Source organism: Klebsiella sp. M041 (assembly GCF_059759695.1).
The window spans coordinates 136406-160945 of record NZ_JCAXWU010000003.1 but is presented as its reverse complement, the minus strand read 5'-3'; the positions used below and the strand labels follow the sequence as shown (position 1 = coordinate 160945).

Here is a 24540-nt window from a genome sequence, read left to right as displayed (position 1 = left end):
CGTAAAAATCAGGCGGTTTGATGTTCGCTTTCCGCCAGTTGCATCAGAAAAGAGAGGGTTCCCGGCGGCACCAGCGCCGCCACCGCCTGCCAGTTGCGCTGCCGGTACAGTTCGCGCACCCTGGAAGCCGATATCGGCCCGCCGTTTTTTTCGATTCGCGCCAGCTCAACCACCTCAACAGGCGGCGCGTCGCCTGGCGCTGCCAGCAACGCTTTCATACGCTGGTTGTAATGGCGGGTCAGCGAACACAGCGGCTCAGTGCCGACAAAACGATGGGTTATCTTCAGCGCCGGGGCTAAATGTTCGCGGAACAGCTGGAGATCGATCTGGTTGTGGCAGTCATCCACCCCCCCCTGTTCTTTGAGGAAGTAGCCAGGGAAGGTGGCCCGCGAGATGAGGTATGCCGAACCGGGATGCAGCGTTACCTTGTCGATGCCGGCAATCCCTTTTTCGATGAGCGTGTAGCGATCCTGATACGTGAAACGGGAGGCATCCTCTTTCACCACAAACAGGTGTAGCCAGTCGCACTGACGGGCCGCCTGCTCCACCAGCCAGCGGTGGCCGAGCGTGAACGGGTTGGCGTTCATCACGATAGCGCCTATTTTGCGTCCCGGCTGACGGTACATCGCCAGCTGGCGGCAGTAGCGGGTCAGCCGTTCGCGGCTATTTTCCAGTAACACGGCGAGATCGCCGGCCTGCGCGATTGGCCAGAATCCGGCGCCGGCAAAGAGCGCGACGTTACAGGGCTTAGTGAATAAAAACAGTTCACTGCGCCCCAGCTCGTAGGCCAGGGTGAGTAATTCTGTCAGTAGCTTAAGGCTCAGCCCCTCCCCCTGCAGCGAGGGGTCGATAGCGATGCACTTCAGGACGTTGCCGGCGATGGCGCCGCAGCCGACCAGCCGCTGCTGATACTCGGCGACAATGGCCATTTCGCAATCAGCCTCTAATGAGAGCTGATGCTGACGGAGAAAGAGGTCAATCGCCTCTCGCCGCGATTTATCCTTCCGTAGCAGAACGCGTTTTAATATCAGAGTCATTTTTTAGCACTTCGTTATTCCAAAACGACCTGTATTTCGCCAGCGTTCGGCTATCGATTCTTGTATTTAAATCACAATTTTCCCCGTCGCTTAATTGGCTTTATGGTTTTTATGTTGTTAATTCATTCAGCATAATAAAAATAATTAAATTAATTAAAAACACGAGTATTCAGTGAAGGTTATCACACCTTAACACTGAGTCTATTTATTACTATGCGCCGGTCTTATTACTTCATTGATAAACAGGATAACGTTTATGACTAACATGAGCCAGGCTCCGACGACGGAGAAAAAGGGCGTAAGCGACCTGCTGGGATTTAAAATCTTCGGCATGCCGTTACCCCTTTATGCGTTTGCGTTAATTACGCTATTACTTTCCCACTTCTTTAATGCGTTACCCACCGACCTGGTTGGCGGCTTTGCCATTATGTTTATTATCGGCGCCATCTTTGGCGAGATTGGCAAACGGCTGCCGATATTTAATAAATATATTGGCGGCGCGCCGGTGATGATCTTCCTCGTCGCCGCTTATTTCGTTTACGCAGGCATTTTTACCCAAAAAGAAATTGATGCAATCACTAATGTGATGGATAAAAGCAACTTCCTGAACTTATTCATCGCAGTTTTGATAACTGGCGCCATTCTCTCGGTTAACCGTAAACTGCTGTTGAAATCGCTGCTGGGTTATATTCCGACGATCCTTATGGGGATCCTCGGCGCATCTATCTTCGGGATTATCATCGGCCTGTGCTTCGGTATTTCCGTAGACCGCATCATGATGCTGTACGTCCTGCCGATTATGGGCGGCGGCAACGGCGCAGGCGCGGTTCCGCTGTCTGAAATTTATCACTCCGTCACCGGCCGCTCCCGTGAAGAGTACTACTCCACCGCGATTGCCATTCTGACCATCGCCAATATCTTCGCCATCGTTTTTGCCGCACTGCTCGATATTATCGGTAAAAAACACACCTGGCTGAGCGGGGAAGGCGAACTGGTACGTAAAGCCTCCTTTAAAGTCGATGATGATGAAAAAGCAGGCCAGATTACCCATCGCGAAACGGCAGTCGGCCTGGTGCTCGCCACCACCTGTTTCCTGCTGGCCTACGTCATTGCCAAGAAAATTTTGCCAAGCATTGGCGGTGTCTCAATCCACTATTTCGCCTGGATGGTGCTGATCGTCGCGGCGCTGAATGCTTCCGGCCTCTGCTCGCCGGAGATCAAAGCCGGGGCCAAACGCCTGTCTGACTTCTTCTCTAAGCAGCTGCTGTGGGTACTGATGGTCGGCGTCGGCGTGTGCTACACCGACCTGCAGGAAATTATCGACGCGATTACCTTCGCGAACGTCATCATCGCTGCGGTAATCGTCGTAGGTGCTGTCGTCGGGGCGGCCATCGGCGGCTGGATGATTGGCTTCTTCCCGATCGAATCCGCCATCACCGCAGGCCTGTGCATGGCTAACCGCGGCGGCTCAGGCGACCTGGAAGTGCTCTCTGCCTGTAACCGTATGAATCTTATCTCTTATGCGCAAATCTCCTCCCGTCTGGGCGGCGGTATTGTGCTGGTCATCGCCAGCATTGTGTTCGGCATGATGATGTAACCAACACGCACGATGGCGATGTTTGAGCGTCAACCACAGCGATGCCAGTCAGGGGCCAGAGCCGGGGGCGGCTTCGGGAAATCCCCCCTACTCCTTAGCCGGAAGTATCGTTTGGTTAACCTTCAAACACGCCGTCGTGCCCTTACTTTAGGGTCTTTCAATGACTGAAGCTGTACTGCTGGGTGAAGGCTTCACCCTGATGTGCCTCGGCATGGGGTTCGTGCTGGCGTTTCTGTTTCTGCTGATTTTCGCCATCCAGGGGATGTCCGCCGCCGTCAACCGCTTCTTCCCCGAACCGGCTGCGGCGCCAAAAGCGACGCCACTGCCCGCCGTTGCGCCCGCCGGCGACTTCGCCCGCTTAACGCCGGCGATTGTCGCCGCCATTCACCACCACCGCCGTCTTCACCCTTAATTCACGGAGGAATTCATGACCGTTGCCATTACCGATGTCGTCCTGCGCGACGCCCACCAGTCCCTGTTCGCCACCCGTCTGCGTCTCGACGATATGCTCCCCGTCGCCGCTCAGCTTGACGACGTCGGCTACCGCTCGCTGGAGTGCTGGGGCGGCGCCACCTTCGACGCCTGCATCCGCTTCCTCGGCGAGGACCCGTGGGTCCGCCTGCGCGAGCTGAAAAAGGCGATGCCGAAAACCCCGCTGCAGATGCTGCTCCGCGGCCAGAACCTGCTCGGCTACCGTCACTACGCCGACGACGTGGTCGAACGCTTCGTGGAGCGCGCCGTCAAAAACGGCATGGACGTCTTCCGCGTCTTCGACGCCATGAACGACCCGCGCAACATGCAGGCCGCCCTGCAGGCGGTCCGCAGCCACGGCGCCCACGCCCAGGGCACCCTGAGCTACACCACCAGCCCGGCCCACACCCTGCAGACCTGGCTCGACCTCACCGAACAGCTGCTGGAGACCGGCGTCGACTCCATCGCGATTAAAGACATGTCCGGCATTCTTACCCCCGGCGCCGCCTTTGAGCTGGTCAGCGAAATCAAAAAACGCTTTGCAGTCACCCTGCACCTGCACTGCCACGCCACCACCGGCATGGCGGAGATGGCCCTGCTGAAGGCCATTGAAGCCGGCGTCGACGGCGTCGATACCGCCATCTCCTCGATGAGCGCCACCTACGGCCACCCGGCCACCGAAGCGCTGGTGGCCACCCTCGCGGGTACTGAGCACGACACCGGGCTGGATATCCACAAGCTGGAGAGCATCGCGGCGTACTTCCGCGAGGTGCGTAAGAAGTACCACGCCTTCGAGGGCCAGCTGAAAGGCACCGACAGCCGCATTCTGGTCGCCCAGGTGCCGGGCGGGATGCTCACCAACCTCGAAAGCCAGCTGAAGCAGCAGAACGCCGCGGACAAACTCGACCAGGTACTGGCGGAAATCCCCCGCGTGCGCGAGGACCTCGGCTTCATCCCGCTGGTCACCCCGACCTCGCAGATTGTCGGCACCCAGGCGGTGCTCAACGTGCTGACCGGCGAGCGCTATAAAACCATCGCTAAAGAAACGGCGGGCATTCTGAAAGGTGAGTACGGCCACACGCCGGCGCCGGTGAACGCCGCCCTGCAGGCCCGCGTACTGGACGGCGCTGAAGCCATCACCTGCCGCCCGGCGGACCTGCTGAAGCCGGAGCTGGCGCAGCTGGAAGCCGACGTGAAGCGCCAGGCGCAGGAGAAGCATATTCAGCTGGCGGAGAACGCCATCGACGACGTGCTGACCGTGGCCCTGTTCCCGCAAATCGGCCTGAAGTTCCTGGAGAATCGCAATAACCCGGCGGCGTTCGAGCCGGTGCCGCAGGCTGAAGAGGTCAAACCGGCGGCAAAAGCCGATAAACCGGCGGCCTCCGGCGTCTACACCGTGGAAGTGGAAGGCAAAGCCTTTGTGGTGAAGGTCAGCGACGGCGGCGACGTCAGCCAGCTGACGGCAGCGGCTCCCGTGCAGGCCGCTGCGCCTGCCGCCGCCCCGGCCGGCGCCGGCACCCCGGTCACCGCGCCGCTGGCGGGCACTATCTGGAAAGTGATTGCCGGCGAGGGTCAGAGCGTGGCCGAAGGCGACGTGCTGCTGATTCTGGAAGCCATGAAGATGGAAACCGAAATCCGCGCCGCCCGGGCCGGGACCGTCCGCGGTATCGCGGTGAAAGCCGGCGATGCGGTGGCGGTCGGCGACACCCTGCTGCAGCTGGCGTAACGACGAGGAGCGGAAATGGAAAGTCTGAACGCCCTGATTCAGGGGATGGGGCTGATGCACCTGGGGTTCGGCCAGGCGGTGATGCTGCTGGTCAGCCTGCTGCTGCTCTGGCTGGCGATTGCGAAGAAGTTCGAGCCGCTGCTGCTGCTGCCGATTGGCTTCGGCGGCCTGCTGTCGAACATCCCGGAGGCCGGCCTGGCGCTGAGCGCCCTGGAGAGCCTGCTGGCCCACCACGACCCGGCGCAGCTGGCGGTGATTGCCGCGAAGCTCCACTGCGCGCCGGACGTCCACGCCATTAAGGAGGCGCTGGCCCTGGCCCTGCCGTCGGTGCAGGGGCAGATGGAGAGCCTGGCGGTAGACATGGGCTACTCCGCCGGGGTGCTGGCCATCTTCTATAAGGTGGCGATTGGCTCGGGCATCGCGCCGCTGGTGATTTTTATGGGCGTCGGGGCGATGACCGACTTCGGCCCGCTGCTGGCCAACCCGCGCACCCTGCTGCTGGGGGCGGCGGCGCAGTTCGGTATCTTCGCCACCGTCCTCGGGGCGCTGACGCTGAACTACTTCGGCCTGATTTCGTTCACCCTGCCGCAGGCGGCGGCCATCGGCATCATCGGCGGCGCCGACGGCCCGACGGCGATTTACCTGTCGGGCAAGCTGGCGCCGGAGCTGCTGGGGGCCATCGCGGTGGCCGCCTACTCCTACATGGCGCTGGTGCCGCTGATCCAGCCGCCGATCATGAAGGCGCTGACCACGGATAAGGAGCGGAAGATCCGCATGGTGCAGCTGCGTACGGTGAGTAAGCGGGAGAAGATCCTCTTCCCGGCGGTGCTGTTGCTGCTGGTGGCGCTCCTGCTGCCGGACGCCGCGCCGCTGCTGGGAATGTTCTGCTTCGGCAACCTGATGCGCGAGAGCGGGGTGGTGGAGCGGCTGAGCGATACGGTGCAGAACGCGCTGATCAACATCGTGACCATCTTCCTCGGGCTGTCGGTGGGGGCCAAGCTGGTGGCGGACAAGTTCCTGCAGCCGCAGACCCTGGGGATCCTGCTGCTGGGGGTGATCGCCTTCTGCGTGGGGACCGCCGCCGGGGTGCTGATGGCGAAGCTGCTGAACAGGTTCAGTAAGAACCCGATCAACCCGCTGATCGGTTCAGCCGGGGTGTCGGCGGTGCCGATGGCGGCCAGGGTGTCGAACAAGGTGGGTCTGGAAGCGGACGGGCAGAACTTCCTGCTGATGCACGCGATGGGCCCGAACGTGGCGGGGGTGATCGGCTCGGCGATCGCCGCCGGGGTGATGCTCAAGTACGTGCTGGCGATGTAGGCCGGCGTCCTCCCCGGAGGCGTGGCCGTTGCCCCGCCTCCGGGTCAGGATTAACAACGCCCCTTTGCCATCGATCACTTTTCTGAAATTAGCGGTTCTGTGCGCCATCTGCGGGTTCTCGGGCCGCGAAACGGGGAAACTAATCATTTAATGTCTATTGGCGCTATGTATACCCGAAAAATCACCCACTGGTTTGCCAGGCGATCGTTTCAGAATCGCATCTTCCTGCTGATCTTATTCACCTCGACGATCGTTATGCTGGCGATGTCATGGTATCTGACCGACATTACCGAAGAGCGTCTGCATTACCAGGTCGGGCAGCGGGCGCTGATTCAGGCAATGCAGATTTCGGCGATGCCGGAGCTGGTCGAGGCGGTTCAGAAACGCGACCTCGCCAGAATCAAAGCGCTTATCGACCCCATGCGTTCGTTCTCCGACGCCACCTATATCACCGTCGGTGATGCTAGCGGCCAGCGCCTCTATCACGTCAACCCTGATGAAATCGGCAAATCGATGGAGGGCGGCGACAGCGATGAAGCACTATTAAACGCGAAAAGCTACGTGTCAGTGCGCAAAGGCTCGCTGGGTTCGTCGCTGCGCGGTAAATCACCGATTCAGGACGAGACCGGCAAGGTGATCGGCATTGTGTCGGTAGGCTATACCATTGAACAGTTAGAAAACTGGCTCAGCCTGCAGATAAGCTCGCTGCTGATCCCGATGGCGATCATGTTACTGCTCCTGCTCTACTGCGCCCGCCGCTTCTCGTTGCATATCAAAAAGCAGATGCTGAATATGGAACCCCAACAGCTGTCGCAGCTGTTGATCCAGCAAAGCGTATTGTTTGAATCCGTGTTCGAAGGGCTTATCGCCATCGACTCCCGTTACAAGATCACCGCGATTAATCAGACTGCCCGCCGGTTGCTCAACCTGAGCCAACCGGAAACGACGCTTATCGGTAAAGGGATCAGCAGCGTGATTTCGCAGGAGGCTTTCTTCTACGATGCGCCGCAGACCAATAAAAAAGACGAGATCGTCACCTTCAATCAGATCAAAGTGATCGCCAGCCGGATGGCGGTGATCTTAAATAATGAGCCACAGGGCTGGGTGATCAGCTTTCGTAGTAAAGACGATATCAACACCCTCAGCCTGCAGCTTAGCCAGGTACAACAATATGCCGATAACCTGCGCGCCGTGCAGCATGAGCATCGCAATCTGATCTCCACCATCGCCGGCCTGCTGTTTCTTAAACGCTACGATCATGCGCTGGATCTGATCCAACAGCAGTCGGAAAGTCACCAGAAGGTCATCGATTTTATCGCGCGTAATTTCCAGGACAACCACCTGGCCGGGCTGTTGATCGGCAAATATTACCGGGCCAAAGAGCTTGGACTTGAGCTGATTTTCGATCCAGCCTGCTTCGTCGACAGATTACCCACCGCCCTTTCTCACAACGAATGGATCTCGATCGTGGGGAATCTGCTTGATAACGCCTACAATGCCAGCCTGCAACAGCCGCAGGGCTCAAGGCAGATAGAGTGCCTGATCAACAGTGACGGCCACGAGGTGATTATCGAGGTCGCCGATCAGGGATGCGGCATTGACGAGACGCTGCGCGATCGGATCTTCGAGCGCGGCGTCACCAGCAGCGTCAGCAAAGATCATGGCATCGGACTCTGGCTGGTTCGCAGCTACGTGGAACAGGCAGGCGGCAGCATCGTCGTCGAAAATAACATTCCTTTTGGCACCATCTTTACTCTTTATATTCCCCTGACCCGAGATGAACATCATGGATAGCATCACCACTCTTATCGTTGAAGACGAACCTATGCTGGCGGAGATCCTGGTGGATAACATCAAACAGTTTCCCCAGTTCGACGTCATTGGCATTGCGGATAAACTCGAGAGCGCCAGGAAACAACTCAGACTGTATCAACCGCAGTTGATCCTGCTGGATAATTTCTTACCTGACGGCAAAGGTATCGACCTGATCCGCCATGCGGTCAGTACCCATTACAAGGGGCGGATTATCTTTATTACCGCTGATAATCATATGGATACCATCAGCGAAGCACTGCGCCTGGGGGTGTTCGACTATCTGATTAAGCCGGTGCACTATCAGCGCCTGCAGCACACCCTGGAGCGCTTCGCTCGCTATCGCAGCTCGCTGCGTTCCAGCGAACAAGCCAGCCAGATCCACGTCGATGCGCTGTTTAATATTCAGGCTCGGGAACAGACGGAACCGGCCAGCGCACCGCTACGCGGGATTGATGAAAGCACCTTTCAGCGCGTACTCCAGCTGTTTGCCGACACGGGGGTGGTGCATACCGCCGACTCGCTGGCGCGTATCCTTGGCAGCAGCAAAACCACCGCCCGCCGTTATCTGGAACAAGGGGTGAAGAACGACTTTCTGGAAGCGGAAATCAGCTACGGCAAGGTTGGTCGACCGGAGCGTATTTATCGCGGCAAACAGACCTCCCCTGAGCAGGTCTGAAACGTTTACGCCAGGGAATAGCTGACCACCAGCTGCCCCTTCTTCATCTTAATCTGACTGATAAGAATGTCGCCCAGCTCCGCCAGGCGGGCGACATGTGTGCCACCGCAGGGATAGGCGGGCAGTTCGCCAAACCCCACCATGCGCGAACCCTCAGCGAAGATCACCTGACGCGGGAGGTCCTGCGCCTGCCATGCCTTCACCTGGCTCAGCAGCGCGCTGGCGTCGGGTATCACGGCGTGGTTCCCGCCGGTGAAAGCGATCCGCCCCTCGCCAGGCCAGTGGTGCGCTTTCACCGGTTGCCAGCCAAGCTGTTCGCCCGCCAGGCCAAGCAGGTGGCCGGCGGAATGCAGGCGGGCATGCAGTTGTCTCGCGGAGGCATCTATTCTCATCTCCACTTCACCGAGGGGAAGCGGTTGCGACAGAATATGCAGCACGCTGTCGCCACGCACAATAACCGTCTCAACGGCCTGACCAGCTATCCAGCCGCGATCCGCCGGTTGACCGCCCCCTTGCGGGTGAAACAGCGTCCGATCCAGTTCGATGGCGTAGCGGCCATCCGCTTCCGCAGTGCAGGCGATGATCTGGGCGCGCCCATCGGTAGCGTCGCTGGTGTAATAAACCCGTTCAGTCATAGTGATTCTCCTCTCTGTCCGCCCAGTATATTATTAATACCGACAGCGATAATCCTATCACCAGCCAATGCACTCTTGCCCCGGGAGCACAAATGAATCTCAGCCTCCTGCCCGACCTTGCCCTTTTCGTCCAGATCGTCGACCAGGGCAGCTTCTCCGCCGTCGCCCGCCAGAGCGGCATTACCCCTTCCGCCGTTAGCCGCAGCGTGTCGCGGCTGGAGCGAGAGATGGGCTGCAAACTGCTGCAGCGTACCACCCGCAAGCTGCGTCTGAGCGATGCCGGGGAAACGGTGTATCAGCATGCCCAGCAGATGCTGGAAGCGGCGCGACAGGCGATGGATTCCGCCGGCAGTCGCCAAACGGTCGCCCAGGGAAAGCTGACGCTCAGCGTGCCGAAAGCCGTCGGCCGCTTCGTGATCCATCCGCTGATGATGGCGTTTTTTCAGCGTTACCCGCAGGTTGACGTCTGCCTGCGGCTGGAAGATCGCCCTCTGGATTTTATCGATGACGGTATCGATCTGGCGTTACGCATCACCGATACCCCCTCGCCCGGTCTGCATGGCAAACCGTTGATGCCAGTCACGCACGTTATCTGCGCCACTGAGGCCTATTTACAGCGCCACGGTATGCCGCGCACGCCGCAGGAACTGCGCGCGCACAGCTGCATCAGCCTTGGCGAAACGCCCGCCGACGCGCGCTGGAAGTTCCGTCGGGAAGGGAGAACCGAAACGGTGCAAACATACGGGCGGTACGCCGCCAACCATACCGCCGTGCGCCTCGACGCGGTCAGACAGCATTTAGGGATCGGCAGCCTGCCGCTGTTCACCGCCCGCGAGGCGCTGGCGAATGGCGACATCGTGCAGGTGCTGCCCGAATGGGAATTTATCAGCAGCTACTCTGGCGATCTGTGGCTGCTCTGGACGGGAGATAAGCATATGCCCGCCAGAATGCGGGCGATGATTGATTATCTCAGCGAGACGGTGCCGACGCTGAACGCAGGCAGCATAGCGCCAGCGAAATAACCGCAAACCACGGAATGATAATCCCCAGCACGAACCAGAGCCCGGAGCGGCCGATATCATGCATCCGCCGGCAGCCGATCGCCAGCAGAGGGAGAGTCATCAGCAGCAACCACAGCGCAGCAAAGGGAATAACAACAAAACTGAGGATGCCGTATTGAGGGTTAATGCTGGTTGCCAGCCACCAGACGGCCAGCGGCGCGCTGGCGATCAGTAGATTGATAAGAAAAAACGTCCAGAACTGCTGTCGGCTGGCCCGGCCGCTAAAATTAAAGGTCTCTTTCCAGCCGCTTAAATACGCCTGTCCATAGGTCATCACTTCTTTCCTTGAAGATTGGGTGAGTATTACGGCGCCAGGGCGATCACCTCCGCCGCCCAGCGCTGAAACCCTTCGACATCGATATCCAGCGCCACCTGGGCATTGGCCGGCTGGCCCAGTCGCCCTTCGATATCCACCACCGTGGCGCCGGCGGTCCAGGTTCCCTGCGTCTCCACCGCCACAAAACACGGCTGTAGGGTGAACAGTTCCGGGCGGACCAGCCAGGCGATAGCGCAGAGATCGTGCATTCTCAGACCACTGCTCATACTGCCGCTGCGATAGTGGCTAAACAGCGCATGGAGCATTTTACCGGTCTGATTCAGCGTCGGCAGGGTCGCCAGATAATCCGCCGTCAGCAGCGCCCGATTGGTGACGTCCAGTCCGCACATGACAATCTCCAGCCCGCTGTGGAAGACTTTCGCGGCGGCTTCCGGGTCGATGGCAATATTGAATTCGGCATTCGGCGTAAAGTTGCCCCGGCCCGCCGAGCCGCCCATGATCACCAGCCGGCGAATGTTGAACACGCATTCGGGATACTGGGTCAGCAGCAGCGCAATATTGGTCAATGGGCCAATCGCCACCAGAGTGATCGGCTCGGCAGCATGCATCAGCGCATCGCGGATCGCCTGGAAGGCCGGCTTCGCCAGCGGCTGCCGGTGATGCTCAACAAAGTCATACCCTTCCATACCGGATTCGCCATGCACCGAGGCGGCATCGCGCAGGGGACGCACCAGCGGCATCGAGGCGCCCTGCGCCAGCGGCACATCGGCATGCCAGAAGTGCAGCAGCTGCAGCGCGTTACGGGTCGTCTTCTCTACCGAGACATTGCCCGCCACGGTGGTCATCAGCTGCAGATCCAGCTCAGGGGCGAACAGCGCCGCGGCAATAGCAGCAGCATCGTCGATGCCCGGGTCTGTATCAAGAATGATCGGTAAGCGCATGGTTTCTCCCTAAAAAAAATGCCAGACGTTAAGTCTGGCATCTTCTCATACTGCTGACGGAAAGAACTTACTCTACTTCACGGACATCCACACGCAGCTCTTTCGGCACTTCAAAGACGATATTCTCTTCCCGGCCTTCCAGCGGTACGGCTTCGCCGCCGCCCAGCTCCTGCAGGCGGGTAATGACGTTCTGCACCAGAATATCCGGCGCCGACGCGCCCGCCGTCACGCCGACGCAGCCCGCATCCTTGACCCACGCTTCCTGAATATCGGAGGCATCGTCAATCAGGTAAGCCGCCTTACCCATCCGCTGCGCCAGTTCGGCGAGGCGGTTTGAATTGGAGGAGTTTTTCGAACCAACCACCAGCACCACGTCAGCCTGCTCCGCCAGCGCGCGCACCGCTTCCTGACGGTTAGTGGTGGCATAGCAAATGTCGTCTTTGCGCGGGCCGACGATTTTCGGGAAACGCGCGCGCAGCGCGTCAATCACATCCGAGGTATCATCCACCGAGAGGGTGGTCTGGGTCATAAACGACAGCCGGGCGTCGTTTTTGACTTCCAGCTTGAGAACGTCTTCCGGCGACTCGACCAGGTACATGCCCCCTTGCGGGTTATTGTACTGCCCCATCGTGCCTTCGACTTCCGGGTGCCCGGCATGGCCGATCAAAATCGACTCTTCGCCACGGCGGCTGGCGCGGGCGACTTCCATATGCACTTTCGTCACCAGCGGACAGGTGGCGTCGAACACCGTCAGATCGCGGCTCTTCGCTTCATTCCGTACCGCCTGCGATACGCCGTGAGCGGAGAAGATCAGGATCGCGCCATCCGGTACTTCGCTGATCTGTTCGATAAAAATGGCGCCGCGCTTGCGCAGGCTATCCACCACATAGCGGTTATGCACCACTTCATGACGAACATAGATCGGCGCGCCGTACAGCGTCAGCGCGTTTTCTACAATGCTGATAGCGCGGTCAACGCCAGCGCAAAAGCCGCGCGGGTTAGCCAACAGGATCTGCATGTTAATCCTCCAGCGCCGGATCGATCTCCAGCACTTCAATATCAAAATGAACGGTGCGCCCGGCCAGCGGATGGTTGAAGTCGACGGTGATGGAATCGCCGTTCACTTCACGGATCACGCCAGGCATTTCGCTGCCATCCATTGCGGTAAAGAGCATAATCGCGCCGATCTCCGGCTCGCCGGCGTCGATAAACTCGCGGCGAGAGAAATACTGAATCAGGTCCGGGCTCGGGACGCCAAATGCGGCGTCAGGCTCCAGCGAAAAGGCCTTTTTCTCGCCCTCTTTCAGACCAAGAAGCTGTTGCTCCAGCCCCTCAGACAGGGAGGTGTCGCCGAGGCGAAACAGCGCCGGTTTGCCATTGTTACGGGTGGACTCGGCGGTGGATCCATCGTCCAGCTTCAGCGTGAAGTGAACGAGAACCGCGCTGTTGCTCTGTACGGATTTAGACATGCAAATTGCTCGCTTGTTTTCGGTCACCTGTTGCCTGGAGGCGCTACGCTTACCGGGCGACGGGAGACCACACATTCTGTAGGCCGGGCAGGCGTGGCGCCACCCGGCATTAACATTTACGCCTGCTCTTTTGCGGTCGGTTTCGGCAGGAAGCCTTCCAGCACAATCATCGCCGCGCCGATGCAGATAGCGCTATCGGCGAGGTTGAAAGTGGCGAAGTGCCAGTCGCCGACGTAGAAGTCGATCATATCGACCACAAAGCCGTGCCACAGGCGATCGAACAAGTTGCCCAGCGCGCCGCCGATAATCAGGGCGTAGGCTATATTGTTCAGCTTTTGCGTCGCCTTCGAACGGTACATCAGCACCGTCAGCACCACGCAAATGCCGATGGCGATCCCGGAAAAGAACCAGCGCTGCCAGCCGCCGCTGTCGGCGAGGAAGCTAAAGGCCGCGCCATAGTTGCGGGCATAATGCAGATTAAGCGACGGGAACAGCGGAACCGTCTCCCCCAGAGCGAAGTTCTGGAGGATCAGGAATTTGCTGCCCAGATCGATAATCAGCACGGCTACGACCACCCACAGCCAGCGTAGCCCCGTTGAACAAATCGATTTACTCATCAGGCGAATTTACGTTGCTCGCCGTCACCGGCGACGTTGCTCACACAGCGTCCGCAGATTTCCGCGTGTTCCGCCACCTTGCCGATATCGGTGGTGTAATGCCAGCAGCGCGGGCATTTCTCACCTTCAGCTTTGCTCAATGCGACTTTCAGTCCTTTGAGCAGTTCGCTCTGCTGGGCATCAGCAGGCGCGCTCGCATAGTCTGCGACGTTCGCCCCGGAGGTCAACAGGACAAATCGCAATTCATCGCCCAGCGCGTTGAGCTTAGCGGCCAGATCGGCATCAGCATACAGCGTCACCGAGGCTTCCAGCGAGCCGCCGACTTTCTTATCCGCACGCGCCTGTTCAATCACTTTGTTGACTTCGCCACGGACTTTCAGCAGCTCATCCCAGAAGCCGTCATTCATCGCTTCGTTGTCGGCCAGACCGAAGAGACCTTGATACCATTCGCCGGTAAAGACGTATTTCTCACGCTCGCCCGGCAGGTAACCCCAGATTTCGTCCGCGGTGAAGGACATGATCGGCGCCATCCAGCGCACCAGCGCTTCCACGATGTGGAACAGCGCGGTCTGGCAACTGCGACGTGCCACGCTGTCCGCCCTGGCGGTGTACTGACGGTCTTTGATGATGTCGAGGTAGAACGAGCCCATCTCAATGGAGCAGAAGCGCATCAGGCGCTGCACCACTTCGTGGAAGTCGTAGGATTCGTAGGCTTTCAGGATATCTTCCTGTGCCGCCTGCGCGCAGCCGACCGCCCAGCGATCCAGCACCACCATCTCTTCCGGTTTGACCATGTCTTTTGCCGGATCGAAACCGTTCAGGTTGGCCAGCAGGAAGCGCGCGGTGTTACGGATACGACGATAGCTGTCCGCGGCGCGTTTGAGGATCTCGTCAGAGACCGCCATTTCGCCAGTGTAGTCGGTGGAAGCCACCCACAGGCGCAGGATATCGGCGCCCAGCTTGTTCATCACGTCCTGCGGGCTAACGGTGTTGCCGATAGACTTGGACATTTTGCGGCCCTGACCATCGACGGTGAAGCCGTGGGTCAGTACCTGACGATATGGCGCTTTGCCTTTCATCGCCGTGGAAATCATCAGAGAGGACATGAACCAGCCGCGATGCTGGTCGGAGCCTTCCAGATACATATCGGCGGCGTGACCGGCGAATTCCGGACGCACGTCAACCACGGAAGAGTGGGTCGACCCGGAGTCAAACCAGACGTCGAGGGTATCCGGCACTTTCTCGTAGCTGTCAGCGTCATCGCCAAGGATGTCGCGGGAATCGAGATCCCACCATGCCTGGATGCCGTCGACTTCAACACGCTTCGCGACTTCTTCCATCAGCTCAAGGGTACGCGGGTGCAGTTCGTGAGTTTCTTTATGCACGAACAGCGACATCGGCACGCCCCAGGTACGCTGACGGGAGATGCACCAGTCAGGACGGTTGGCGACCATCGATTCGATACGCGCCTGGCCCCAGTCCGGGATCCACTGCACGCCTTTGATCTCTTTCAGCGACTGCGCACGCAGACCTTTCTGATCCATGCTCACGAACCACTGCGGGGTGGCGCGGAAGATGATTGGCGACTTGTGGCGCCAGCAGCACGGATAGCTGTGCTGCATTTTTTCCACATGCAGCAGCGCGCCGCGCTCTCGCAGCATCTCAACGATGATATCGTTGGCTTTGAAGACGTTGATACCGTCCAGAGACGGATAGGTGCCTGGCAGATAAGCCCCGTCCGGGCCAACCGGGTTAGCGATTTCCAGACCGTATTTCTGGCTGATCGTGTAATCGTCCGGACCGTGGCCGCCGGCGGTATGCACCGCACCGGTACCGGCATCCAGCGTCACGTGGTCGCCAAGGATCGCCGGCACGTCGAAATCGAGGAACGGGTGCTGGAAACGCATCAGTTCAAGCTCGGCGCCGTTCACCGCCGCCAGGATGGTGTAATCGGCCGCGCCAACGCGCTTCATCACGCTCTCAACGAGGTCTTTCGCCAGGATCAGCGCCTGGCCGTCCACCTGCACCAGCGCATAGTCGAACTCTGGCGACAGGGAGATGGCGCGGTTAGCCGGCAGGGTCCACGGGGTGGTGGTCCAGATAACCAGCGACACCGGGCCGTTGACGTCGGCGACGCCGAATTTCGCCAGCACCGCGGCTTTATCTACCGCGTGGAATGCCACGTCGATGGATGGAGAAGTCTTGTCGTAATACTCCACTTCCGCTTCCGCCAGCGCGGAACGGCAGTCTACGCACCAGTGCACCGGCTTGGCGCCTTTATGCAGGTGACCGTTGCCGATGATTTTACCCAGCGCGCGAATGATGTTGGCTTCGGTTTTGAAGTCCATGGTCAGATACGGATGCGACCAGTCGCCCAGCACGCCGAGACGGATGAAATCTTTACGCTGACCCTCGATCTGCAGAGCGGCATATTCGCGGCACTTGGCGCGGAATTCTGCGGCGGTGAACTTCTCGCCCGGCTTGCCGTATTCCTGCTCTACTTTCAGCTCGATCGGCAGACCGTGGCAGTCCCAGCCCGGAACGTAAGGCGAGTCATAGCCCGTCAGTCCTTTGGACTTAACGATAATGTCTTTCAGAATCTTGTTAACCGAGTGACCAATATGAATACTGCCATTCGCATAAGGAGGGCCATCATGCAGAATGAAGGTTTTTTTGCCTTTTTTGGCTGCACGAATGATGCCGTACAGGTCATCATCGGTCCAACGCGCCAGCATTCCCGGTTCGCGTTTGGCGAGGTCGCCACGCATAGGGAACCCTGTTTCCGGCAAATTCAGGGTCGATTTATAGTCACTCATCAGATTCTCGGTTCCGTATTTCGGTTTGATAAACACCAGTGGCTCAGGCCTGGCTGGTCAGCCCAAATAATTCGCGGGCCGTTAACTCATCACGTGCGATTTGCGCCTTCAGCTCGTCGAGCGACGCAAACCGCTGCTCATTACGTATCTTTTTACGCAGTACTACATTGATATGGCGACCGTAGAGGTCCATTACAACGTCCAACAGATGCACTTCGAGCTGCTGACGCACGCCCGCTACCGTTGGACGGGTGCCAATATTGGCGACGCCGGCGATCGGCTTGTCGCCCAGCCCTGTCACTTCTACCGCATAGACCCCTTTAACCGGGGAAACCTGACGACGCAGCGGTAAGTTCGCCGTCGGAAAACCTATGGTACGGCCCAGTTCGTCGCCATGCACGACGCGCCCGGAAATGCTAAACGGATGGCCGAGCAGCGTCTCCGCCAGCAGGAGATCGTCATCGGCCAGCGCCTGACGCACCGCCGTGCTGCTGATCCGCACCCCGCCTTCGCAGAAGGTTTGGGTGCTGGTGACGTCGAAGCCGTATTCCGCCCCCGCCTTTTGTAATAACAAGAAATCCCCCTGGCGACCAGCGCCAAAGCGGAAATCGTCACCGACGGCAAGGAACTGCACGCCCAGGCGGCGCACCAGCAGTTCACTGATAAAATCCTGCGCCGTCAGCGCGGCGAACCGGCGGTCGAAGCGAACGCACAGCACATAGTCGACCCCGCTTTCAGCCAGATAGCTCAGCTTTTCACGCAGGCGGGTCAACCGCGCCGGGGCTTTATCGGCGGCAAAGAGCTCGAGCGGCTGGGGTTCGAAAATCATCACCACCACCGGTAAACCGCGCTGGCGGCCCTCTTCGCGCAAGCGCTGCAGCAGCGCCTGATGCCCACGATGCACGCCGTCAAAATTGCCAATGGTCAGCACGCACCCGTGCGGGGCCTGACTGAGATTATGTATGCCGCGTATCAGCTTCATGTCTGGCTCAAAACAGTGAAAATCGTCCGAGTATACCTTGTACAACTGTCAACGTTAACCAGCGATTGCTCCTCGGCAACGAAAGTTCTCAGGAATTCATTCACTCAGCGCGAGTCAGCGGGAAAACCGCCCGCCCCCGGCGATTTTTATGGTGGAAAAGCTGTATTCGCCTGCGACAAGCTGGTAGAATCTTGCGCCATCACTACGTAATGAAGCGCTGTGGTGTTAAACGGCGCTTATTTGCACAAATCCATTGACAAAAGAAGGCTAAACGGGCATATTCCTCGGCCTTTGAATTGTCCATATAGAACACATTTGGGAGTTGGACCTTGGCTAATATCAAATCAGCTAAGAAGCGCGCCGTTCAGTCTGAAAAGGCTCGCAAGCACAACGCTAGCCGTCGCTCTATGATGCGTACTTTCATCAAGAAAGTATACGCAGCTATCGAAGCTGGCGACAAAGCTGCTGCACAAAAAGCATTTAACGAAATGCAACCGATCGTGGACCGTCAGGCTGCTAAAGGTCTGATCCACAAAAACAAAGCTGCGCGTCATAAGGCTAACCTGACCGCTCAGATCAACAAACTGGCTTAATCGCTGCTTGTTGTCGCTTTGTGAAAAAACCCGCGAAAGCGGGTTTTTTTATGCCTGTCATCTTTCCCGTCCTGGCGCGACCTGAGCCACGCCAGCCCACGCTTTCCGGCTATCGGGGTTCAGTAAACAGCGACGAATAATCGCGATTGCAGATGCGCTGTACCGCCGGATGCTGAATCATCCGTTCGGCGAAAATGGCGTGATACTCCTCCATCACGCTATCCATGCGGCCAATTTCGACAATCGATTCATCATGGTAGAAATCATGCGCGTAGAGCGTCGGCGCGACAAAAATCGCATTATGCGCGGCGCCGAAGGCTTTCATGAGCGCCGCGTCGTCAAACTCGCCGAGGATCTCCACCTTCAGCCCCTGCACGTTAATCCAGTTCAGCAGCTTACGTCCCAGCATTGAGCGTCGACCAGGGATCAGCAACCGTCGCTCTTCAAGACAGGCCGGGAACGGCTTCATTGGCGCCGGGTTCATGCACCAGAAGCTGACGCTGCACTCGCCAATCTTCACCGAAAACAGCCCTTCCTGCTGCGTCGAGTCGATCGGGCAGTCAGAGATAATCATATCGAGCTTATGCTGGCTCAGCTGCTCCAGCAGCAGCTCATGGGTGGATTCAAAACAGCGCAGATGGATCTGCTCGCTTTCGACAACGGCGGCATCCAGTACGCCGCTGACCAGCCGTTTCGATAGCGCATCGGCCACGCCGACGTCAAACAGCAGATTCGACTCTTTGCGGTAGTTGACGATGTCGAGCATCTCCTGGCTCAGGGTAAACATCCGGTCGGCATAGCGAAAGACCAGCTCCCCGAGCTCGCTCGGCTCCAGCCCTCTTCCCTTGCGCTTAAATAACTTACCCTGCAGACGCTCCTCCAGCGCTTTGATCTGCCCGGTAATGGTTTGCGGCGTCAGAAACAGCGCCTCCGCCGCGCCCACGACAGACCCTTCTTTATAGACGTGCCAGAAGTAGTACAGATGGTTGTAGTTGATATGTGACATGCTTCTCTCCCTGATAATGTCCAGGAGAGCCTGGCAGGCCCTCCTGCAGAAAGGTTATACCGCGAGGCGAGTATCCGTTACGCGCTGACGCAGTATGAGGTAGCCGGTAACAGCTGATACCACCGATCCAATTAAGATGCCAAGCTTGGCCCAGTTGATTAACGCGGGATCGACATTGCCGAAGGCCAGCGTGGCGATAAAAATCGACATCGTAAAGCCAATCCCGCACAGAATGCCCACCGCCATAATCTGCCGGCAGGTGGTCCCCTCCGGTAGCGAGGCCCACTTCAGCTTCAGGGCCAGCCAGCAGAACAGGCTGATCCCCAGCGGCTTACCGATAAACAGGCCGGCCATGATACCCAGGGGCAGCAGCGACGTCAGTCCATCAAGCGTAACCCCCCGCAGCGAGACGCCCGCGTTGGCGAAGGCAAACAGCGGCAGGATCATAAACGCCACCCACGGATGCAGGACATGCTCAAGCACTTTAGCCGGTGACTGACCCTGCTTCTCCTGGAGCGGGATCATAAAGCCGACGATGACCCCGGCAAGCGTCGCGTGAACGCCGGACTTCAGCACCGCGGTCCACAGCACCGCACCGACCAGAATATAGATCCCGGTGCGTCGCACGCCGCTCAGATTCAGAACCACCAGCACCGCAATCGCCGCCGCCGCCACGCCCAGCGAGAGCATTGACAGGTCGTGGGTATAAAACAGCGCGATAATCACGATAGCCCCAAGGTCATCAATAATCGCCAGCGCCATCAGGAAAATCTTCAGCGCCGTCGGGACGCGGCTGCCTAACAGCGCCAGCACGCCGAGGGCAAAGGCAATATCCGTCGCCGCCGGGATCGCCCATCCCTCTCTGGCGACAGGATCCTGAGCGTTAAAGGCCAGATAGACCAGCGCCGGGACGATCATCCCGCCGAGCGCGGCAATCACCGGAAAGACCGCCTGACGGCGACTCGCCAGCGAGCCCTGAATCAGCTCGCGTTTGACCTCCAGGCCAATCAGCAAGAAGAACACCGCCATCAGGGCATCATTGATCCATAGCAGCATATTCTTGTTGATCTCCAGCGCCCCCACCCGCAGCTGTACAGGCGTATCAAGGAAGGAGTGATACAGACCGCTGGTCACGCTGGTATTGGCCATGACCATCGCCAGCGCCGCGGCGATGATTAAGACAATGCCGCCGGAAGCATCGCTACTGAAGAATCGTTGCAGATGTTTCACTTTTACTTTCATCCTGTTGGTGAATAACTCGATAAAAGTATAATACACAGACTGATAACTCGAAAAAATCAGATTTAAGTTGCGCTAATGCTCGATTTTTACGAGTTAAAGAGGAGGGATAAGACAAGGATAGACTGGGCAGCAAAAGGCCAGGCGTTGACGAAAGCAGAATTAACCGCGCAGATCGTCCCATATTTTCTGTCTTTTATTATATTCATATTTCAGACAATCCAGCGTCACGGTCACGTTCGCCGGAGACAGGCGATTTAGCTGCGGCAAAAAAGGATGCGCGTGCAGGTATTGAATAAATTTCGTCGCGCCATTTAACGTGGCGTGCCGCAGATTCGCCGTTTTTTTATTGCCGGTTAGGTTACAAACCGCCATCGCATAGTCCCGTGTAGAGAAGGTCCGCCAGACATTGTTGCGGTTCCCTCCGCCCATAAACAGGCGCGGCGGGATATCATGCAGCGGCGGCGTCATGCCTCGCTCTCTGACAAATGAGATATGGCATCGCCCCTGTTGAACCTGCTGCAAATTCGCCATCAGGCAGCCACCTAATATAAAACATTCCTGATCGATGTAGTGTTGAATATTGAGGGAACGTGCATCTGTCAGTGTTTTGACTAATTCAAAATGGCGATAAGCCGGCAATACGGGTTTGACCAGCATTCCCGGATCGTTTTTGTATAACGCAGCCGGTCCGTAATCCACATCAAAAAGCGTTGCGCGCCGCATCGTTATCGCTTCTTTCCGTTGCACAAGATGTACCAGCGTACCGGGCGGCAGGCGCTCTTCGTAATAAGAGTGGTATTGATACTCCGTTTCAACGGGCTGGAGTGAATAATTGGTTGTTATGGATATAATCCGACCGGTAGTCTCCTCGGCGGTGACCAGCACATACAGAAAATTGTCACCGCCGTTAAATTTAACCCGAAAAGCGCGGGTGCTGAGGGTAATGTCGAAAGCGGGAAAGGCAAACTCGCGTTCCGCCTGATTTGCCCTGCGGGATAACTTCTGTAATTCACGGCTTAGTCCGGTACTGTCTAACGCAAGGGCGGATCGGATATCCGCCAGCGAAGCCCCATCCTGGATGAGTGCGGCAAGATAATCCTGGCGCGGATCGGTTTTATATCTGACGGGATAAAGAAATGTTTTATGGCACTGCTGGCAGCAGACGCGTGGCTCTCCCTGCGCGGAAAAGCCATACTTTTTTAGTGAGACGCCGCCGCATCCGGGGCAGGATTTTATCAACCCTTTCCATACCCGATTTACCGACTGGCGAAAAAGATTCAGCGATCTTGCCGAAATCACAGGAAAATGAAAACCACATGCCCTGCATAACACATTTTTCCCCTGGTTCTGGTAATCCGGGCTGTTCAACACGCCCAGATTTTTGCAGCCTGGCGTTTTGCAGCTATCGACATTAACCTGAGAAAACATGATTAACTCCCTGTGACGGTATGATTTTCAAACAAATATTGATTTTATCTCTGCCGGTGAAAAACCATTCTGATGGAGTGTCTTCATCGCGCTCATAGTCACCGCGCTATGAGAGAAAAACGCTTTATAGCCTGCGCACAAATAGTTGTGGTTTCTCTCGCCCGTCGCGGATTGCAAGAAGCGGTGCTTGGGGCAGCCGCCGTAGCAGGCAAATTGCCACTGACAAGAGCGACACTCCTGCGCTATTGAGTGGCTTTTATCATCACCAAACTGCTGGTTTTGCGCGCTATTATTCATCGCATGTAGCGTTGTATCCTGAATATTTCCCAGCCTGTACTGCGGATAAACAAAATGATCGCAGTTATAAACGTCGCCGTTCATCTCCATCGCAAACGCGCTGCCGCAGGTTGGCGCGAATACGCATACCTGGGGAGGCAACCCACACCAGGCGGCAAGCGTCTGTTCAAACATCTGTATGCCTATGTCGCCAATGTCTTCGCGGACCCATACATCAAAAATAGCGTTAAGAAAATGGCCAAACTGTAGCGGATCAACCGACCACGGCATCATTTTTGTTTGCCTGTCCTCAGGGTGCGCCAGCCCAAGGCCGCTCTTTTCGCTGCTTCTTTCCACCAAAGGGATAAATTGCATATAACGGCTGCCGATGCTCTTCAGATAGCGATATACCTGAAGCGGATGGCGCATATTGCTCTGATTAACAACCGTCAGCGTATTAAATTCAACGCCGTGGCGGTGCAGACATTGTATGGCCTGTTCAACTTTCGCATGCGTCGCTTTTCCCGAGCGCGTAACGCGCCATTCGTCATGCAAGGCTGCATCGCCGTCAATGGAAATACCGACCAGGAATTGATTGGCCCGAAAAAACTCAGCCCATTGGTCGTCGATCAAAATGCCGTTCGTCTGGAAGGTATTCACAATCGTTTTTCCCGCAGCATAACGCTGCTGGAGTTCGATCGCCCGGCGATAAAAAGGCAGCCCCATCAACGTCGGTTCTCCGCCCTGCCAGGCAAAAATCACCTCATCAACCTCTTGCGCGGCAATATGTTGTTTAATGAAGCGTTCCAGCATCTCGTCTGACATTCTGTAGTTGCGCTTTCGCTCCGGGTAGAGCTTTTCCTTTTCCAGATAGAAGCAGTACTTACAATCAAGATTGCATACTGAACCTGTCGGTTTAATCATGACCTGACAGCTCTTTCTTCGCATGATCGCTATATCCATCCCAATAAAAAGAACCTGATTCAGTTTAAACACCGAATCAGGCGGGCATCGCCCTAAGTGGCATACTACGGTTTTATGGTTATTCGGTTAGCCCCAGGTGACCGGCGTCGGCTTATCGCCACGGGCTTTCATTAACGAATCGTTATCGATGTCTGCTTTATACTTCAGGAACTTATCGTACAGTTGTTTCTCAATATCCGGCCGTTTGCCAATCTGATTGAGCGTTTCGTAACGGTCGGTCTTCAGGTTGTAGAGATACTTCGGTTTATTTTCACGATCGATGATCATTTTCCAGTCGCCATCCCTGATCGCCCACTCATCGGTTGGATCGTCCTGGAATGGCATATCAACGCCGAAGATCAACGGCTTATTACGCTCCAGCGGCTTCTGTTCCAGCAGCGGAACCAAAGACTGGCCATCGTACGTGCGATCGTTCGGGAGTGTAAAATCCATCATCTTCGCCAGCGTCGGCATCCAGTCAAGACCGGAAACCGGCGTATCCGTCACCATCCCCTGCGGCAGATGTTTGCCATATTTAATAATCGCCGGAACGCGGATGCCGCCTTCCCACAGATTATCTTTACGGCCACGCAAACCATCGGTCTCACCCGCCAGGTTCAGCTCATACACCTTACGCGCCTCACGCGTTACCGGGCCATTGTCACTGGTGAAAATCACGATGGTGTTGTCTTCTTCGCCCATTGCCTTAATTTTATCCAGCACTTTACCGACCTGAGCATCCATGTAACTGATGTTCGCGTAGTACTCCCCCGTGCCACGCCACGGTTTATCAGCCCAGTCGCCATAAAACAGATCCGGGTGCTGTTTTTGGTACGCGCTCATATATTGCGAGTACATATCGAGATATTTCTTCGGCGAAGCCAGCGGGCTGTGCACCTCAGTAAACGCGACATATAAGAAGAACGGCTTATCATCTTTCTTATTATCCAGCCAGTTCACCACTTCAGAGCTGACAAATTCACCGCTCATTTTATCTGCGCGACCAATTCGTTGCCCATTGCGTAGCCATCCTGTCGGATGCACCACCCCGTAGCGAGGACGCTCTTTGGCATTATCCAGCGTGGAATCCGTGACAAATCCCGCCGGATTCACCAGACTGTAATCAAACCCCATATCTTTTGCCTGGGGTTGATCGGTACGATCTCCACCTGCATTCAGGTGCAGTTTGCCCATCATCGCCGTGTCATAGCCCTGCTGTTTCAACAGATTGGCGATGGTCAGTTCATTACGCCCTAATGCAACATCTTTGCCTTCCGGGATCCATGAGCGAATACCGGTACGAAATGGCATACGACCGGTTAACAGACCCGCACGGGAGGGAGAGCACAGCGGCGCAGGCGCATAATAATCGGTGAATTTCACCCCTTCCTGCGCCAGTTTGTCGATATTCGGGGTTTTGACAATGGGATGTCCATAAGTTGCAAGATCGCCATACCCTAAATCATCAGCCAGAATAATAACCAAATTAGGACGCTTTTCTGTTGCGGCATGTGCTGTTGACAGCGCGCTCCCGGCACATAGCGCCAGCCCAATCATACTGGCAACAACTGTTCTTTTCATTTTAACTCCTTTGA

At 57.1% G+C, this 24540-nt stretch carries 22 protein-coding genes and 1 pseudogene; 8 read left to right on the top strand and 15 right to left on the bottom strand.

Annotated elements, in window-relative coordinates; genetic code table 11:
- Positions 1-8: 8 nt before the first annotated feature.
- On the bottom strand, positions 9-1037 hold the full coding sequence (gene citC, locus AC6CWS_RS04665; RefSeq protein ID WP_065882778.1) for a [citrate (pro-3S)-lyase] ligase: 1029 nt from the start codon (positions 1035-1037) through the stop codon (positions 9-11).
- A gap of 256 nt (positions 1038-1293) precedes the next feature.
- Between citC and citS the strand changes: the two genes are divergently transcribed.
- The 6 genes from citS to citB all read left to right on the top strand — a co-directional run bounded on the left by citS (position 1294) and on the right by citB (position 8639).
- Positions 1294-2634, top strand: a complete 1341-nt coding sequence (citS, locus tag AC6CWS_RS04660; RefSeq protein ID WP_065882779.1) for a citrate/sodium symporter CitS — start codon at positions 1294-1296, stop codon at positions 2632-2634.
- Between the two features lie 160 nt (positions 2635-2794).
- Positions 2795-3046, top strand: coding sequence for an oxaloacetate decarboxylase subunit gamma (locus AC6CWS_RS04655; RefSeq protein ID WP_044520980.1), 252 nt, complete (start codon positions 2795-2797; stop codon positions 3044-3046).
- Between the two features lie 15 nt (positions 3047-3061).
- Positions 3062-4831: a sodium-extruding oxaloacetate decarboxylase subunit alpha gene (gene oadA / locus AC6CWS_RS04650; protein WP_065882780.1), complete on the top strand. Its 1770-nt coding sequence runs from the start codon at positions 3062-3064 to the stop codon at positions 4829-4831.
- 15 nt (positions 4832-4846) lie between these two features.
- Positions 4847-6148 carry an oxaloacetate decarboxylase subunit beta gene (locus AC6CWS_RS04645; RefSeq protein WP_023291143.1) on the top strand — a complete coding sequence of 434 codons (1302 nt, stop codon included), beginning with the start codon at positions 4847-4849 and terminating at the stop codon, positions 6146-6148.
- 165 nt (positions 6149-6313) lie between these two features.
- Positions 6314-7942, top strand: coding sequence for a citrate sensor histidine kinase CitA (gene citA / locus AC6CWS_RS04640; protein ID WP_048296653.1), 1629 nt, complete (start codon positions 6314-6316; stop codon positions 7940-7942).
- The gene (gene citB, locus AC6CWS_RS04635; protein WP_044525323.1) at positions 7935-8639 is read left to right on the top strand and encodes a citrate response regulator transcription factor CitB; all 705 of its coding nucleotides are present in this window, start codon (positions 7935-7937) and stop codon (positions 8637-8639) included. Before citA ends, citB begins: the two co-directional genes overlap by 8 nt.
- Positions 8640-8644: 5 nt before the next feature.
- Here citB and AC6CWS_RS04630 read toward each other — a convergent pair whose 3' ends face one another.
- Entirely contained in the window at positions 8645-9274 is a 630-nt protein-coding gene (locus AC6CWS_RS04630; protein WP_065882781.1) for an alanyl-tRNA editing protein, read from the bottom strand.
- Between the two features lie 92 nt (positions 9275-9366).
- Here AC6CWS_RS04630 and AC6CWS_RS04625 point away from each other — a divergent pair, with 92 nt between their 5' ends.
- Positions 9367-10296, top strand: coding sequence for a LysR family transcriptional regulator (locus tag AC6CWS_RS04625; protein ID WP_065882782.1), 930 nt, complete (start codon positions 9367-9369; stop codon positions 10294-10296).
- Here AC6CWS_RS04625 and AC6CWS_RS04620 read toward each other — a convergent pair.
- The 8 genes and pseudogenes from AC6CWS_RS04620 to AC6CWS_RS04585 all read right to left on the bottom strand — a co-directional run.
- A complete protein-coding gene (locus AC6CWS_RS04620; protein ID WP_065882783.1) occupies positions 10244-10609 on the bottom strand; it encodes a DUF805 domain-containing protein in 366 nt (121 codons plus the stop codon). The two genes, AC6CWS_RS04625 and AC6CWS_RS04620, sit on opposite strands and share 53 nt — an antisense overlap.
- Positions 10610-10638: 29 nt before the next feature.
- Entirely contained in the window at positions 10639-11553 is a 915-nt protein-coding gene (rihC, locus tag AC6CWS_RS04615; RefSeq protein WP_065882784.1) for a ribonucleoside hydrolase RihC, read from the bottom strand.
- A 67-nt stretch (positions 11554-11620) separates the two neighbouring features.
- A complete protein-coding gene (ispH, locus tag AC6CWS_RS04610) occupies positions 11621-12571 on the bottom strand; it encodes a 4-hydroxy-3-methylbut-2-enyl diphosphate reductase (RefSeq protein WP_065882785.1) in 951 nt (316 codons plus the stop codon).
- A 1-nt stretch (position 12572) separates the two neighbouring features.
- Positions 12573-13022: an FKBP-type peptidyl-prolyl cis-trans isomerase gene (gene fkpB / locus AC6CWS_RS04605; RefSeq protein ID WP_023291927.1), complete on the bottom strand. Its 450-nt coding sequence runs from the start codon at positions 13020-13022 to the stop codon at positions 12573-12575.
- 116 nt (positions 13023-13138) lie between these two features.
- Positions 13139-13639: a signal peptidase II gene (gene lspA, locus AC6CWS_RS04600; RefSeq protein WP_023291926.1), complete on the bottom strand. Its 501-nt coding sequence runs from the start codon at positions 13637-13639 to the stop codon at positions 13139-13141.
- A complete protein-coding gene (gene ileS / locus AC6CWS_RS04595) occupies positions 13639-16455 on the bottom strand; it encodes an isoleucine--tRNA ligase (RefSeq protein WP_032429278.1) in 2817 nt (938 codons plus the stop codon). Before ileS ends, lspA begins: the two co-directional genes overlap by 1 nt.
- 43 nt (positions 16456-16498) lie before the next feature.
- Entirely contained in the window at positions 16499-17437 is a 939-nt protein-coding gene (gene ribF / locus AC6CWS_RS04590) for a bifunctional riboflavin kinase/FAD synthetase (RefSeq protein WP_004204236.1), read from the bottom strand.
- Between the two features lie 7 nt (positions 17438-17444).
- Positions 17445-17650: pseudogene (locus AC6CWS_RS04585) on the bottom strand (DUF2575 domain-containing protein); the annotation flags it as partial.
- Positions 17651-17766: 116 nt separating this feature from the next.
- Between AC6CWS_RS04585 and rpsT the strand changes: the two are divergent.
- Positions 17767-18030: a 30S ribosomal protein S20 gene (gene rpsT / locus AC6CWS_RS04580; protein WP_002887965.1), complete on the top strand. Its 264-nt coding sequence runs from the start codon at positions 17767-17769 to the stop codon at positions 18028-18030.
- Between the two features lie 109 nt (positions 18031-18139).
- Here the strand turns inward: rpsT and nhaR are convergent, their stop codons facing one another.
- The 5 genes from nhaR to AC6CWS_RS04555 form a co-directional block, all read right to left on the bottom strand.
- Positions 18140-19036, bottom strand: a complete 897-nt coding sequence (gene nhaR / locus AC6CWS_RS04575) for a transcriptional activator NhaR (RefSeq protein ID WP_023291923.1) — start codon at positions 19034-19036, stop codon at positions 18140-18142.
- Positions 19037-19090: 54 nt separating this feature from the next.
- The gene (gene nhaA / locus AC6CWS_RS04570) at positions 19091-20266 is read right to left on the bottom strand and encodes a Na+/H+ antiporter NhaA (protein WP_032429094.1); all 1176 of its coding nucleotides are present in this window, start codon (positions 20264-20266) and stop codon (positions 19091-19093) included.
- 171 nt (positions 20267-20437) lie between these two features.
- Positions 20438-21706, bottom strand: coding sequence for a cytoplasmic protein (locus AC6CWS_RS04565; protein WP_065882787.1), 1269 nt, complete (start codon positions 21704-21706; stop codon positions 20438-20440).
- A gap of 27 nt (positions 21707-21733) precedes the next feature.
- The gene (locus tag AC6CWS_RS04560; protein ID WP_323109541.1) at positions 21734-22933 is read right to left on the bottom strand and encodes an anaerobic sulfatase maturase; all 1200 of its coding nucleotides are present in this window, start codon (positions 22931-22933) and stop codon (positions 21734-21736) included.
- A 99-nt stretch (positions 22934-23032) separates the two neighbouring features.
- Positions 23033-24526 carry a sulfatase family protein gene (locus AC6CWS_RS04555; RefSeq protein ID WP_049014573.1) on the bottom strand — a complete coding sequence of 498 codons (1494 nt, stop codon included), beginning with the start codon at positions 24524-24526 and terminating at the stop codon, positions 23033-23035.
- Between the last annotated feature and the right edge of the window lie 14 nt (positions 24527-24540).

Bases quoted from the DNA above. Each gene is read 5' to 3' on its own strand.
- citC (WP_065882778.1), bottom strand. From the start codon at position 1,037: ATGACTCTGATATTAAAACGCGTTCTGCTACGGAAGGATAAATCGCGG.
- citS (WP_065882779.1), top strand. From the start codon at position 1,294: ATGACTAACATGAGCCAGGCTCCGACGACGGAGAAAAAGGGCGTAAGC.
- AC6CWS_RS04655 (WP_044520980.1), top strand. From the start codon at position 2,795: ATGACTGAAGCTGTACTGCTGGGTGAAGGCTTCACCCTGATGTGCCTC.
- oadA (WP_065882780.1), top strand. From the start codon at position 3,062: ATGACCGTTGCCATTACCGATGTCGTCCTGCGCGACGCCCACCAGTCC.
- AC6CWS_RS04645 (WP_023291143.1), top strand. From the start codon at position 4,847: ATGGAAAGTCTGAACGCCCTGATTCAGGGGATGGGGCTGATGCACCTG.
- citA (WP_048296653.1), top strand. From the start codon at position 6,314: ATGTATACCCGAAAAATCACCCACTGGTTTGCCAGGCGATCGTTTCAG.
- citB (WP_044525323.1), top strand. From the start codon at position 7,935: ATGGATAGCATCACCACTCTTATCGTTGAAGACGAACCTATGCTGGCG.
- AC6CWS_RS04630 (WP_065882781.1), bottom strand. From the start codon at position 9,274: ATGACTGAACGGGTTTATTACACCAGCGACGCTACCGATGGGCGCGCC.
- AC6CWS_RS04625 (WP_065882782.1), top strand. From the start codon at position 9,367: ATGAATCTCAGCCTCCTGCCCGACCTTGCCCTTTTCGTCCAGATCGTC.
- AC6CWS_RS04620 (WP_065882783.1), bottom strand. From the start codon at position 10,609: ATGACCTATGGACAGGCGTATTTAAGCGGCTGGAAAGAGACCTTTAAT.
- rihC (WP_065882784.1), bottom strand. From the start codon at position 11,553: ATGCGCTTACCGATCATTCTTGATACAGACCCGGGCATCGACGATGCT.
- ispH (WP_065882785.1), bottom strand. From the start codon at position 12,571: ATGCAGATCCTGTTGGCTAACCCGCGCGGCTTTTGCGCTGGCGTTGAC.
- fkpB (WP_023291927.1), bottom strand. From the start codon at position 13,022: ATGTCTAAATCCGTACAGAGCAACAGCGCGGTTCTCGTTCACTTCACG.
- lspA (WP_023291926.1), bottom strand. From the start codon at position 13,639: ATGAGTAAATCGATTTGTTCAACGGGGCTACGCTGGCTGTGGGTGGTC.
- ileS (WP_032429278.1), bottom strand. From the start codon at position 16,455: ATGAGTGACTATAAATCGACCCTGAATTTGCCGGAAACAGGGTTCCCT.
- ribF (WP_004204236.1), bottom strand. From the start codon at position 17,437: ATGAAGCTGATACGCGGCATACATAATCTCAGTCAGGCCCCGCACGGG.
- nhaR (WP_023291923.1), bottom strand. From the start codon at position 19,036: ATGTCACATATCAACTACAACCATCTGTACTACTTCTGGCACGTCTAT.
- AC6CWS_RS04565 (WP_065882787.1), bottom strand. From the start codon at position 21,706: ATGTTTTCTCAGGTTAATGTCGATAGCTGCAAAACGCCAGGCTGCAAA.
- AC6CWS_RS04555 (WP_049014573.1), bottom strand. From the start codon at position 24,526: ATGAAAAGAACAGTTGTTGCCAGTATGATTGGGCTGGCGCTATGTGCC.